This window comes from Streptomyces sp. NBC_00009, assembly GCF_045040855.1.
GTDB lineage: Bacteria > Actinomycetota > Actinomycetes > Streptomycetales > Streptomycetaceae > Streptomyces > Streptomyces aureus.
The window spans coordinates 349939-362921 of sequence record NZ_CP108312.1 but is presented as its reverse complement, the minus strand read 5'-3'; the positions used below and the strand labels follow the sequence as shown (position 1 = coordinate 362921).

Annotated in this window: 9 protein-coding genes and 3 pseudogenes; 7 read left to right on the top strand and 5 right to left on the bottom strand. The window is 68.5% G+C overall.

Annotation, left to right across the window (positions count from 1 at the left end; translation table 11 throughout):
- Positions 1 to 1612 precede the first annotated feature (1612 nt).
- Positions 1613 to 1930: a hypothetical protein gene (locus OHA58_RS01665; RefSeq protein WP_405475551.1), complete on the bottom strand. Its 318-nt coding sequence runs from the start codon at positions 1928 to 1930 to the stop codon at positions 1613 to 1615.
- Between the two features lie 322 nt (positions 1931 to 2252).
- On the opposite strand from OHA58_RS01665, the pseudogene OHA58_RS01660 reads away from it, so the two are divergent.
- Positions 2253 to 2564, top strand: a pseudogene (locus OHA58_RS01660) (transposase); the annotation flags it as partial.
- 4 nt (positions 2565 to 2568) lie between these two features.
- Here OHA58_RS01660 and OHA58_RS01655 read toward each other — a convergent pair.
- Complete coding sequence (locus tag OHA58_RS01655; RefSeq protein WP_405475548.1) at positions 2569 to 3546, bottom strand: ArsR/SmtB family transcription factor; 978 nt, start codon at positions 3544 to 3546, stop codon at positions 2569 to 2571.
- An 89-nt stretch (positions 3547 to 3635) separates the two neighbouring features.
- Between OHA58_RS01655 and OHA58_RS01650 the strand changes: the two genes are divergently transcribed.
- On the top strand, positions 3636 to 4952 hold the full coding sequence (locus OHA58_RS01650) for an MFS transporter (RefSeq protein ID WP_405475545.1): 1317 nt from the start codon (positions 3636 to 3638) through the stop codon (positions 4950 to 4952).
- Between the two features lie 178 nt (positions 4953 to 5130).
- The gene (locus OHA58_RS01645) at positions 5131 to 5715 is read left to right on the top strand and encodes a DinB family protein (RefSeq protein ID WP_405475542.1); all 585 of its coding nucleotides are present in this window, start codon (positions 5131 to 5133) and stop codon (positions 5713 to 5715) included.
- A 135-nt stretch (positions 5716 to 5850) separates the two neighbouring features.
- Here OHA58_RS01645 and OHA58_RS01640 read toward each other — a convergent pair.
- Positions 5851 to 6374, bottom strand: a pseudogene (locus OHA58_RS01640) (integrase core domain-containing protein); the annotation flags it as partial.
- A gap of 83 nt (positions 6375 to 6457) precedes the next feature.
- On the opposite strand from OHA58_RS01640, the gene murF reads away from it, so the two are divergent.
- The 4 genes from murF (at position 6458) to OHA58_RS01620 (ending at position 12090) form a co-directional block, all read left to right on the top strand.
- Entirely contained in the window at positions 6458 to 7849 is a 1392-nt protein-coding gene (gene murF, locus OHA58_RS01635; RefSeq protein WP_405475540.1) for a UDP-N-acetylmuramoyl-tripeptide--D-alanyl-D-alanine ligase, read from the top strand.
- A gap of 905 nt (positions 7850 to 8754) precedes the next feature.
- Positions 8755 to 8979 (top strand): hypothetical protein, encoded by a 225-nt coding sequence (locus tag OHA58_RS01630; protein WP_383004929.1) that lies wholly within the window; start codon positions 8755 to 8757, stop codon positions 8977 to 8979.
- A 935-nt stretch (positions 8980 to 9914) separates the two neighbouring features.
- Positions 9915 to 10964, top strand: a complete 1050-nt coding sequence (locus OHA58_RS01625) for a YihY/virulence factor BrkB family protein (RefSeq protein ID WP_405475537.1) — start codon at positions 9915 to 9917, stop codon at positions 10962 to 10964.
- A gap of 763 nt (positions 10965 to 11727) precedes the next feature.
- The gene (locus OHA58_RS01620) at positions 11728 to 12090 is read left to right on the top strand and encodes a four-helix bundle copper-binding protein (protein WP_366124709.1); all 363 of its coding nucleotides are present in this window, start codon (positions 11728 to 11730) and stop codon (positions 12088 to 12090) included.
- Between the two features lie 118 nt (positions 12091 to 12208).
- Here OHA58_RS01620 and OHA58_RS01615 read toward each other — a convergent pair whose 3' ends face one another.
- Positions 12209 to 12394 (bottom strand): hypothetical protein, encoded by a 186-nt coding sequence (locus tag OHA58_RS01615; protein WP_405485413.1) that lies wholly within the window; start codon positions 12392 to 12394, stop codon positions 12209 to 12211.
- Between the two features lie 45 nt (positions 12395 to 12439).
- Positions 12440 to 12683 (bottom strand): annotated as a pseudogene (locus OHA58_RS01610) (transposase); the annotation flags it as partial.
- Positions 12684 to 12983: the final 300 nt, after the last annotated feature.

Sequence of the window (12983 nt, the reverse complement as noted above, 5' to 3'; positions counted from 1 at the left end):
CGTGACGTGCTTTGGCCCCTTCCCGCAGTGATCGGCGCAAGTGGGGTGTCCGCTCGCCCCGGGAAGGGCGCCCGACGTGGAGGTCCGCCTCTGCCGCGCCCTTGCCCTTTGCCCCTTGTCGTCACATAACGTGAGGAATGATGTGGGAAGTATGAAAGAGTCGTGGCGTAGCCCGCAACGCCGCCGTGCACTCGGCGCAGCGCTGACCGTAGTGCTCGTCGCGCAGGCAGTTGTGCTCGTCGCCCACCAGCAGCAGCTCGACGAACTCCAAGCACGGCGGATCGCCCTCCAGGGGAACAGCATCCGGCAGGGTCTGCCCGGCCCGCCCGGCCCCTCCGGTCCCTCCGGCCCGGCTGGCCCTACCGGCCCGACAGGCGTGCCGGGGTGGCATGGGCGAGACGGTCATCACGGCGTGCCGGGGCACGACGGAAGGACAGGCAGGCATGGCAGGAACGGGAGGGTTATCTACCTCAGGCCGTGCCGCCATACGGCCGCCTGTACCCACTGCTCTTCAGCGCTGTCACCGGTCACTACGCGTCCCTTTCACCAGCCGCCCAGGTCAGCTCGAGGTCCGCGAGCTGCTGGACCTTGCCGACGGTGAGTTTGGCGCGCCTGCTCTTGGTGCTGGTTCAGCCACACTCCGACCTCCGTGCCGTCCTCGAGCCGTTCGACGTGACCCCTGGGGAGATTCAAAGGCGCCATCATCGTGGGGCGTAGGGCATGGGCTGATTCCCCAGCAGGCCACCGCAGTCTCCTGACCACACCCGGGTGACCCTGCTGCCCCCTGGCTACCACTGATCGAAGGACAGTCGGGATGACAGGCACTCAGGTAGGGGCGGTGCGTGTCCCATTCACCGGGTGCCAATGCACGCACAGGCCGAGGGGTGATCCGGCCGGTGTCGTCGATGTCGAACCCCCAGGAGAAGCCGGTCAACGGCGCGACGTGCCGTTCGGTCTCCTCTAATGGAGTCCAGGCCAGGAAGCTGTGGGCGAGCCACGCGAGCGGCTTACGCTCATCTCGTGACGGTGCGTCGAACAGCGTGGGCCTGACACCGAAGAAGGCATAGGGGGAAGGCGCGTCCTCGAACAGGAAGAACGGGTCCACCTCGAAGGCCGTTCCGTTCGAGGGGCTGTCCGTTGACTGGACCAGTTGGACCCAGCCGAACATTGCACGATAGCCCTGGGCAGGGTGCTCGATACTGGCGCTGCAGCACGGGAACCCGCGCGCACCCGGCGGCATACCAACCATTTCGGGCTCATCAACGAGCTCGACGGCCACCGTCACGGATCCCGCTGCACCCGTCATGGATAAAGGGGAAGATCACATCCTCACCCTCGCGGTGATCCGCTTCAGCGGCAAGGGGCAAACCTGGGGGCCGTCATAGTTGAGGCTGAGTTGCTTGAGGACTCGGGCCGCGTCGACGAAGCAATCGAGATCACCCGGTCCGGATGGAGACCGGGCACCCGATGGCGCTGCACTCCTGCTTGCCCGGCACGGACGTCGTCGTCCTCGCCAAACTCGTATCCCGGCGACCGGGCTGGCCCTGACGTTTGCTCTCCATCGGTGGCCGGAGGCCAGATGTCCGTGGTACGTACAGCAGGCCCGCGCCGGCTACTTCGGCTTGGCCGTGTTCTTGTCCGTCTTGGGAAGCTCGATCGGCTCCCGCTTCTCCGGGTCAAGGTCCGAGTCGTACCAGGCGTACGACCACTCGTGACGGACGTTCATCTTGTCGGCCCACCGAAACGCCTGGTCGGCCAGGGTTCGCACGGCGATGGTGAACGCCGTAGCGGCTGCGCGCATGCGGTCGCCGTGAATGTTCGTGCGCAGGCTGACGGGCACGTGGAACTCGAACGTGAGCCGCAGGACGCGAGGTGACTCCTCGGATGCCCGAGGACCGGGTAGTAGTGGCCTGCTCTCACGCCGGTTCATGACTGCTCCCTGGGTGCCCGCCTCGCTTGGGGCGCGCGAGGGTGGCGGCTGTGATGACGCATGGTCCGAACCGAGTGCGAGCGGCGTCTGCGACGGCTTCGATGCGGCGGGCTTTGTCGTCGACGCCGTCGTCGAGCAGCAGTTGATGGTGCGCAGTCTCATCTGGCCCGAGCCGGTCGGCTCGCATGGCGAGGTGGCGCACTCGGACCCGCTCGAGCCCCAGCGAGGTGTAGAGGCTGTAGGCGAGGGCACTGAGGGCGGGGGAGTGGGCGCTTGGTTCGGCAGTGCTCGCCCGGGCTCTCCCCGCTGCAGTTCGATCACCATCCGCGGCAAGCGCGGACGACCCCGTCAGCGCCCCGACGTCCTCTACGCCGACCGCGGTTACGACCACAACGTCTACCGCCGCCAGGTCCGTGAGCTGGGCATCCGCCCGCTCATCGCCCGGCGCGGCACCGAGCACGGAAGCGGCCTGGGCAAGAACCGCTGGGTCGTCGAAGCGGCCTTCGCACTTCTGCGCTGGTTCCGCCGACTGCGTATCCGCTGGGAAATCCGCGCCGACATCCACCAGGCCTTCCTCACCCTCGGCTGCGCAATCATCTGCTGGCGACGCCTCAAAAAAACGGTGCTGATCTGAGCCCTCAGCCCGAACCGCCGACCAGTGCCTCGCCGAGCGGGGTGCGCCGGTAGAGCACCGACCGTCCGGACCGGGCGCGGACGAGCAGCCCCGCGCCTCGCAGGATGGCGAGGTGGTCTCCTACCGCGCCGGGTGCCATGGCGAGGCTTCGGGCGAGGTGGCTGGTACTGGCCGGGGCGTCCAGCGCCACCAGCAGCCGGGCTCGGGCCCGGCCGACCAGAGCGGTCAGCGCGTCCGGTTGGGGGACGGTCTCCTGTTCGCCCCAAAGGGCGGCGGTGCCGCGGGCAGGATAGACCAAGGTCCTGGGCCAGGGGTCTTCCAGGTGGGCGGCGATATTCCCGACGAAGACCGAAGGGATCAGCAGTAGCCCGTCGCCGGCGAGGCGGACTGTTCCGCCTCGGAAGAAGCCGAGCTCGATACCGCCGGCGCGCCAGGCGATGCCCGGGTGCAGGCTCTCGATGGTCGTGGCCCATCCGTGTTCGCCGATCACACCCACCCGGTGCACGACATCGCGCTCACAAATCGTGCGCAGTTGCGGCCAGTCCGTGGCGAGCAGCTCGTGCCACGCCTGGTCCATCGCCTCGGCGATCCTGGAGACGGCGTCCGTCGAGTCCAGCACTGCGCGTACGCGGGGATCACGGGCGGACGGGCCGGTCGCAGTGGTGGCGAATTCGTGGCGGGCCGCTTCCAGCGGTGTGGCCCGGATCATGGCCAGGTCGTCTGCCCAGGTCTGGTTGAGGCCGCGCGGGGGCGGGGCGACGAAGTTCGGTCCGGATTGCGGGGTGTGCAGGGCGAGGGCGGCGTTCAGTTCGGTCTCGCGGCGAAGCCGTTCAAAGGCCGGCAGGAGCCGGGTGGCCCAGGCTCGCGGCAGCGGCCGGTCTTGGCCGGCGAGCGAGCGTAGCAGTAAGCAGAGGTCCATCGCGGGCGACAGTGCGAAGCGGCTGCGCAGCAGGTCCTCGACGGAGACTTCGAAGCGGAGCACCCTGCCATGCTACCGCGGGACGTCTGTTCCGATTCGTCCAGCGACGAATCATTGGTGAGTGGCGTGGGCGCACAGCGAGGGTGGGCGTCATGACCCCAACCGCCGGACCCGCGCAGGGCAACCACCGTGCCACCTACCGGGAGGTGCTGGCCGAGCCGCGATTCCGGCTGCTCTTCTCGACCCGCACCGTCGCGATCACTGCGGGCTCGCTGCGGATCACCACGTTCTCGGTGCTGGTCTTTGCGGCCACCGGCTCCGCGCTGTTGAGCGCACTGGCCTTCGGCATCGGCTTTCTCCCGCAGTTGTTCGGCTCGCTGCTGCTGGGCTCACTGGCTGACCAACTGCCGCCCCGCGCGCTCATCGCCGGCGGCTACGCCTTGGAGTGCGCCGCCGCCCTGCTGCTCGCCCTGGTGCGGATGCCGATCGCGGCTAGCCTCGGTGTCGTGGCGCTGGTCGCCCTCGCCACACCGGTGTTCAGCGGCGCGTCGAGTCGGCTGGTCGCGCAGTGGCTGGAGGGCGACGCCTATGTACTGGGCCGTTCACTGAACAACATCGCTGGCTCCGGCGCGCAATTGTTCGGTCTGGCGCTGGGAGGTGCGGCCGTCGCGGTACTCGGCCCGCACCGGGCGCTCGCGGTGAGCGCCGCCCTCTACCTCGGCTGCGCGCTCGCTATCCGCATCCGGCTACCTCGGCTGCAGCTGGGAGAGTTCGGCGGCACACCCGGCAGCGCTCGGGGCGATGGCGGGGCCGTCCGGGCAAGCCTGCACGGTGCCGGCCTGCTGCTGCGCGGACACACGGTGCGACGACTGATGCTGGCCCAGTGGCTACCGTCCGCGTTCGTAGCGGGCGCGGAAGGCCTGATCGTCGCCTACGCGGGAGGACGCCACTTCGCGCCCGGCTGGTACGCGGTGCTGATGGGCTGTCTGCCGGTCGGCATGCTTGTCGGTGACCTGCTGGTGGGTCGACTCCTACGGCCACCCACCCGGGAGCGACTGGTAGTCCCGTTGATTGCGCTGATGGGACTGCCGCTGGTCGGCTTCGCTGCCGAGCCCGGAGTGGGCGTCTCGTCCTGTCTGCTGCTGCTCTGCGGCTTCGGATTCGCCTACGGTCTCGGCCTGCAACGGCCGTTCCTGGACGCCCTGCCGCAGGATGGCCAAGGCCAGGCCTTCGGTCTGCTCGGCTCCGGCAGCATGACGCTGCAGGGCGTTGGGCCGGCCTGCTTCGGCTCGGTGGCCGCAGGCATCGGAACAGGCGGCGCAATCGCCGTGGCAGGCGGCGCGGTGGCGCTTACCGCCGGCTGGATTCTCACCTGGCACCCGCCCACCTCCCCGGTCCCCGTCCCGAACTGCTCAACGGGATCAGAGAACGGCACCGAACAGCATGCGTGTAGTTTTCTTGCGCAGTAACCGTCGCAGGTCGGGTCGGCCGCGAGCCGTCACGCACCCCACCCCCACCCCCACGTCTCTCTGACAGACAGTCAATCCCGGTAGCTCATTGTGTGAGGAGTCCTAAGCCTCGGATCTGCCAGCCGTTGCGGACCACGCACGGGATCTTGGGACCACGAACATGGAAGGTTCATGCCGCATGATCGATAAATTCGCGAAGGACAACCTGCACGGGAGACTGCGGCGGGACCGCGAGGCGCTGCTCTGGAAACTCGACGGCTTGTCCGAATACGACGCCCGCCGGCCTTTGACCGTGACCGGGACCAATCTCCTCGGCCTGGTCAAACACGTGGCCACTGTCGAGGCCAGGTACTTCGGCGAGGTCTTCGGCCGCCCTTCCCCGGAACCGCTGCCCCGGTGGCAGGACTCCGACGGCAGCGATCGGTGGGCGACCGAGGACGAGACCCGCGATGAGATCATCGGGTTCTACCGGCGCACGTGGGAACACTCGGACGCGACGATCGACGAGCTTCCCCTCGACGCCTCCGGCCACGTGCCGTGGTGGCCGGAGCCCTATCCCAACACGAACCTGTTCGCCGTCATGACCCATGTCCTCAGCGAGACCATCCGGCATACCGGGCACGCCGACATCCTGCGCGAGGGCCTCGACGGCCGGACCGGGGTACGCGCCGAACACGAGCAGCAGATCGACGAGGAAGCCCGTGCCGCCTACCGCGCGAAGATCGAGCAGGCCGCCAGGTCGGCCGCATCAATCAAGGCTTAGTTAGAAGCCGTTGTCGTTCCGATCTTGAGGGGTGTGCGTCGAACGGGAGCCTCGATCGGGTGATCGCCGCTGGCCGCGGGCATAAAGGCAGGGCCTCTTGGTAGCTCGGGGTTGCGAAGCCAACCTAGGGCTAACCTAGGTGTATTGCCCTGAAGCGTTGTTTGCGCGGCTGATGGGGGGCTTGCCTGCGAGTGCGGTGTGGCATCGGTGGTGGTTGTAGGTGTGGAGGAAGTCTGTCAGGGCTGCGCTTCGTTCGCTGTTGCTGGTGTAGGGGCGTAGGTAGGCCCATTCATCGAGCAGGGTGCGGTTGAAGCGTTCGACCTTGCCGTTGGTCTGTGGTCGGTAGGGGCGGGTGAGCTTGCCCGTGGCGCCGAGTTCGTCCAGGGCCTGACGCCAGGCGAAGCTCTTGCGGTAGGACCAGGCATTGTCGGTAGCACGCGTTCGATCCTGGTGATGCCGAGGGTGGTGAAGAAGGCCGCTGCCCGGCGTAGGAAGTCGGCGCAGGTGGCGTCCTTTTCGTCGGCGTGGATCTCGCTGTAGGCAAGGCGGGTGTGGTCGTCGACGGCGGAGTGCACGTAGTCGAAACCCATGCTCTTGCGGGTAGTCCGGCCGGCCTGGCGGCCCAGGACCCGGTGGCCGCCGCCGTCCGGGATCCGGCCCGGGTGCCGCTCAGCCGCCTTACCGCCTCCTACACCGGACGCGCCATCACCTTCGCCCCGCTCACCCAAGGAAGGCCCGCCCAGTGATCACGCTGACGCTCAAAGAGATCGCCGACGCCACCGGCGGCACCCTCCACGACGCTCCCGACCCACAGATGCGGGTCACGGGCCGCAGCGCCAGCGATTCCCGCGAGGTCGGCCCCGGCGGCATGTTCGTCGCGGTGGCAGGCGCCCGCGTCGACGGACACGACTTCGTCGACCAGGCGGTGACCACCGGCGCCACCTGCGTGCTGGCCACCCGCCCGGTCGGCGTACCCGCCGTCGTCGTCCCCGACGTCACCGCGGCGCTGGGCCGCCTCGCGCAGCATGTCCTGACCCGCACCGGGGCGCAGGTCATCGCGCTGACCGGCTCGGCCGGGAAGACCAGCACCAAAGATCTTCTGGCGCAGGTCCTCGCCCATCACGGGGACACCGTCGCCACACCGGGATCGTTCAACACCGAGATCGGTCTGCCGCTGACCGTGATGCGCGCCGCGGAGTCCACCCGCCACCTGGTGTTGGAGATGGGCGCCCGCCACCTGGGCGACATCGCCTACCTGGCATCGCTGACCCCGCCGCAGATCGGCGTCGTCCTCAACGTCGGCTCCGCCCACGTCGGAGAATTCGGCAGCCGGGAGGCGATCGCGACGGCCAAGGGTGAGCTCGTCGAATCCCTTCCGCCGGCGGACCAGGGCGGGGTCGCGGTCCTCAACGCCGACGACGAACTCGTGGCCGCGATGGCCACCCGGACCACGGCCGCGGTCGTGACGTACGGAACCGGTGAGAGCGCCGATATCCGCGCCACCGGCATCCAGGTGACTGCGGGCCGCGCCTCCTTCACCCTGCACACCCCGCACGGCACCGCTCCCGTTGCCTTGCGGCTCCTCGGTGCCCACCAGGTCCACAACGCGCTCGCCGTCGCCGCGGCCGTCCACGCTCTGGGCATGGACACCGACGGAATCGCCCAAGCGCTGTCTGCCGCCGAACCGGTGTCGGCCGGGCGGCTCCAGATCCTGGAGCGTGCGGACGGGGTGACGATCATCAACGACGCGTTCAACGCCAACTCCGAGTCCATGCGCGCCGGCCTCGAAACCCTCACCTCCGTCGCCGGGGACCGGCGCACGGTCGCGGTACTGGGAGAGATGAAGGAACTCGGAGACACCGCCAAAGCGGCTCACGCGGACGTCGGCCGGCTCGTGGGCGAGCTCGGCATTGACGTCCTGGTCACCGTGGGCACCACCGACGAGATGACCGCGCTCGCCGACGCTGCCCGCCCCGCCTCGCCGCTGCGCATCGAATCGGCCGATGACCCCGACGTACTGCTACCGCTCCTGAACCGCCTGCTCAAGAGCGGAGACGTGGTCCTGGTCAAGGCGTCCAAATCCGTCGGCCTGGAGAAGTTCGCGAACATCCTGCACGCCGAGGTACCGGCGTAGGACGACGGTGGAATGACCACGCCACGCGGCTGACCCAGACCGAGTCACGGTGGTGGCGCTGACGTACGTGGCTGTTCGGCTAGGACAGTTCCGGTCGCGTGGTGCCCGCCGCGGCGATGGTCAGGCCCCACCGCTCGGCGGCCGCGGTAAAGACCGAGGCCGCTGAGGCTGGGGCCCCCAGCGAGGACACTGCCCAGACGGCGCCATCCGCGACGAAGCCGGCTTCCCGAAGTCCCGGAGCCAAGGGCTCACGGGCAGAGGGAACATGGCACGGAAAGCCGCAACGTCGACGGCAAGCCGTTCCCCTACGACAGAGGAGTTCTGAGCGCGAACCTCCTGATCAGGAAGATGCAATCGGACGAGGAGTTCTTCAAGTTGGTCGACATCCTCGTCGCGACCGAGAAGCGGAAGCGGCCTACGACCTGAGCCCAGCGTTGCACCGGCCCCGCTCCCGCCATCGGCGGGAGCGGGGCCGGTGCAACGCTGGCCACCCTGCGCGCAGTATCCGAGGCCAAGTTACTTCAAGGCGGAAGCCGACCGCGTGAGCCGCGCCCACGAGCGGGTGAGCCAACGACGCAGGGGAGTCGGCGACGTATGGTGCAGGCAGGCATGACACGAACGCTGCCCACCGCCGTCGCAACGCCCACGGCGCTTGCGACCCAGTTCGGCCAGGATCCCCCAGCTTCTGCCGGCACGGGCCCGTGCAGATTCCCCAGTCGCTGACTCGTTCTGCTGACCCAGGAGAAGCGTGGGTAGCCCTCTGGAGAAGCACATGACGAAGAACGGCTAACGCCCGCAAGACCCGAATCCGGACTCACGCCTCCAAGACCGGTGCCACCTACCGTCAGCCCGGCAGGGGCTGACGGCGGGTCTGGCCTGGTCACACCGCCTCCTACACTCAGGGGATGAACAGTCACACATGCACCCAGTGCAGCACCGTCGGTCTGGTGGAGGGTTTCGTCGAGGACGCCGGCGAGCACTCACGCGGGTACGCACGCTGGATCGAGGGCGCGTTGGAGCGGGGAATTCTCGGGGGCGCCAAGCGGATGGGCCGACGACGGCGGCAGATAGAGGCGTTCCGCTGCCCCAAGTGCGGGCACCTTGAGCTGTTCGCCACGGGCGAGGTGTAGTTGGTCCGCACCCTCCCAGACTCCACTACAGGCGGCCGCGCGCGTCGCGCGCCGCCATCTGGCTTTCTCCACGAGTTTCGGTTCTGGCTCACTTTTCGGAGCCAGAACGTTCGTGATCGACAGTGGGATTGAGAGCCAACCCGATGGAGTGAACTGCCCGTTCGCGCTGGGGGAAGTGAGCCGCGGGGCAAGTTTGATGGCCCCGGGCCTTCTCGGATCGTGTCCCTGACAGGGAGGCCCGGCGCTGTGCGTGGTCTGGGTGAGGCTGACAATCGTCCCGTAGTTCGCAGGGGACGGGTGGTGCGGTGTCCGGTGAGGCGCGTGGACCACGCCTCCACGCGCCTCACCGGACACCGCACCACCCCCGGACATGACTGTCCCTGCGGCTGGCTCCGCACGCCGACCCCTTCCAGGCCATCGCACGCCTCGCGCAGGAAGCACTGCCACATGCCCGGGACGCGGTGGGCACGGAGCGGCTGCCGACGGAGGTCCGGCTCCGGGTAACCGCACACCGCGCGAATCGCGTCTCCGGACACGGGTTTTCCACCTCCCGCCACACCACACCCTGGTAGAGGAGTGCATCTCGCTGCGCGTCACCGACCAGGCGCCGGAGGACACGCGAGGTCCCGAAGTATCAGATGCTGTGGGTTGCGCCGCCGTCGATGGCCTGAGGTAGGAGGCGGCGGGGGAGGAATGCAATGGTCCAGCCCTTGCCGAGGCCGCGGTGAGCGCCGCAGGCACCAACATGGCCGCTACCACTGGCCCTAGGCAAGCCTTGGAGGCGGCCCCGGCGCTGGTCGGCTGGCCCATGTGGGTGCCGTCCAGTCGCAGATACCCAGCTCCGCGGGTGTGATGGGGGTGCGGTCCGTCGACCGCCTCGACGGCCGGCACTGCCGCTGGAGTGCAGGCGAGGCAGAGCGCGCCGACTGTCGTGGGTGTCGGCGCTCGACGAAGGAGTGAATGTGGCAACGCCCTCCTCGGATGGCCCCCAGGCACACAAGGGCGGTAACGGTGGTGGCGCAGATAGCCCTGCGCACGGCGGCGAGGAGGGCCACGGCGGCGATGCCGGCCGTGCATCCCGGAAAGGTGCCGCGGAAGGTAGTTCGTCCAGAGGCGCCGTGAAGCGCACGATGCGCGAGTTCAAAGAGGACAATCTCACGGACTGGGCAGCTGCCCTGACCTACTACGGAGTCTTGGCGATCTTCCCTGCCCTGCTGGCTCTTGTGTCCATTCTGGGCCTGCTGAGTCCTTCTACCATCGACTCGCTGATCAAGAACCTCTCCAGCATTGCGCCCGGGTCCGTGCGCAACATCCTCACCACCATGCTGGAGCAGCTCAAGGGCGGCCAGGGCAAAGCCCTGATCGCGCTGATCATCGGTGTCGTCCTGGCGCTGTGGTCGGCCTCCGGTTACGTCGCCGCCTTCATGCGCGCCTCCAACATCGTCTATGACATCGGTGAGGGCCGGCCGGTATGGAAGACCCTGCCGGTCCGCCTCGCCATCACCGCGGCGGTGGTGATCCTCCTGGCCCTTACCGCGGTCGGCGTCGTCTTCACCGGCACCCTGGCCAAGAAGATGGGGCCGGTCCTGGGGCTCGGCGACACGGCGGTGACCGTGTGGAACATCGCCAAATGGCCCGTCATGCTCATCCTGGTCGTGCTGATCGTCATGCTGCTGTACTGGGCCGCACCCAACGTCAAACGCCGAGTCCGGCGAGTGATGCCCGGCGCAGCCCTGGCGGTAGTCATCTGGCTCATCGCCTGCGCGCTGTTCGCTCTCTACGTCGCCAACCTCAGCAGCTACAACAAGACCTACGGCACGTTCGCCACCCCCATCGTCGCGCTGATCTGGCTGTGGCTCACGAACATCGCGATCCTGCTCGGGCTGGAGTTCAACGCCGAACTCGAACGCGGACGTGCCATCGAAGGCGGCCTCCCACCGGGCGACGAGCCGTACGCCGAGCCCCGCGACACCCGCAAGCTCTGATGACGGCCGGCACGTCAGCGGTTCCCTCGCGCGGTAGCGACTTCGCCCGGCTGTCACTCTGAGCCGACCTGAAGCACCGCTGCCCTTGGGCACCCTCGCCGATCTCCTGTCCTAGCTGCTGCTGCGAGCAGCAGCCCGCCGCAGCACGCGTGGAGCCCCCTCATGCACCGAGGAGGCTCCACGCGTCGCGGGCCGCCGACGCAGCCGCGCCCCGTTGGTGGGTGGGGCATCCTCACCCTCGGCGTCGACGGGTCGGCCGTCCCAAACGGCGCCCGGCCGGCGTAAGCCCGTAAGGGACGACGGCGTCCGGCTCACCGTGCGGCCCAGCGTGGCCGCGGCCCGGGCGAACCTCGTGGCGTCGACGACGGCCGCACCGCCCAGGTCGTTGTTGAAGTACACGTACACGTCGTCCCGGTCCGGCCAGGCGTCGGCGATGCGTCCGTGCAGCCGCGTAGACCTCGTCCGCCTCTTCGGGCGGGTGGAACTCCTCGAACCTGGCAACGTCTCGTGCTCGCGCTGGCGCCCCCGAGGCTGCGGACGAGGAGATCGTCGACGGCGCCCACTTCGGGGGCGTGGCCGGAAGCCGTGGGACGACAACTCCGATGGACCCGTGACGTGCCCCCTGGTGAAAATGCCGGGGATCATATGCTTTAGGTGCAAAGGTTGGGGAATCCTTCCATCCGCTCCATGGCGGGAGGGCACGGTCAGGCGTAAGACAGGGGTAAGGGGTCCGCCCCGGGCCCCCTCACCCCCAGGAGGAGCCATGACCCAGGCCGGATCCATGACCGCGATGAGCAAGGAGATGCAGGACTGCGTCGCAGCGTGCATGTCGTGCCACAGCGCCTGCGAGGAGACCATGAGCTCCTGCATGCAGATGGGCGGCCAGCCCCAGATGCAGATCATGCGCGCGCTCATTGACTGCTCCGAGATGACCCGCATGTGCGCGGACATGATGATGCGCCGCTCGCCGATGTCGCCCGAGATGTGCGCGATGTGCGCCAAGGCGTGCGACATGTGCGCCGAGGCGTGTATGTCCATGCCGGACGATCAGCAGATGATGCGCTGTGCCGAGGCGTGTCGCCGCAGCGCGGAGATGTGCCGCGCGATGGCGGGCGCCACGATGTGATCCCTGCCTGATCGGCTTCGACGGCGCCCGGGCCCGGGCGCCGTCGAAGCCCACGGCGGCGCCAGATCGGACTGGGGGTCCTCCAACTGTCTCCACGGGTCGCCCAGTGGATGTGATTTTAGAGCGCGCCGTCCGCGATCAGTAGTGCTCGCGCCGCCGTGATCAGCTCCTCGCGTGCATCAGCGATGTTCTCGATGTGCTCCATGCGGTCCTCCCAGCCGGGAGCGCCCTGCTCGGCGTCCCGGATCAGCCGTCGAGCGTCCGCTTCGGGAACGTTCAGAGCTGCGAGCGCGGCCTCGGCCAACTCGCGATGCGTTGCACGGTCCGCCGCTCTTTCGGGATGGGCGCATGCCCGCTGCAGCGAGTCCAGTTCGGTTTCAAGCTCACGGATCCGCCGACGAGCAGCCCGCAACTCAGCAGACTCGCTCGACGGCGTTCCCGGGCCGCCCGTTGTCTATGTCGTCTTGCCGCAACCACTTCGACAACGTGACGGGATGCATGCCGAGCTCGACCGCGGTCTGCTTGGCCTGCTTGCCGGCGCGGACCAGCGCGACGGCACGCGCCCGGAACTCCGGCGGATAGGGACGAGGCATGACTGACAGCCTTTCCTGAAGGGCTGTCAGTTAGCCACCAGAGCTGGAACCCAGGACGTGGGGCAGGTCAAGATGTCACCCGATCGTGCAGCAGACCCACCTGTCCAGCCAACGAGGGGGCGGTCGCGGGCCTGCAACAGATCGGGAGTTGTCCGTGCCACGGTTGCTGGTATGGCGTGCGGCAGGTTACGCGCGCCAGCGCCCCCTGGCACCGCGACGCCGACCGCTACCCCTACCTACGCGCGACGCGGTGGCCGCCTGGCTGAACGCCCCCACACCGGGCTGGCGCACCGACACAGG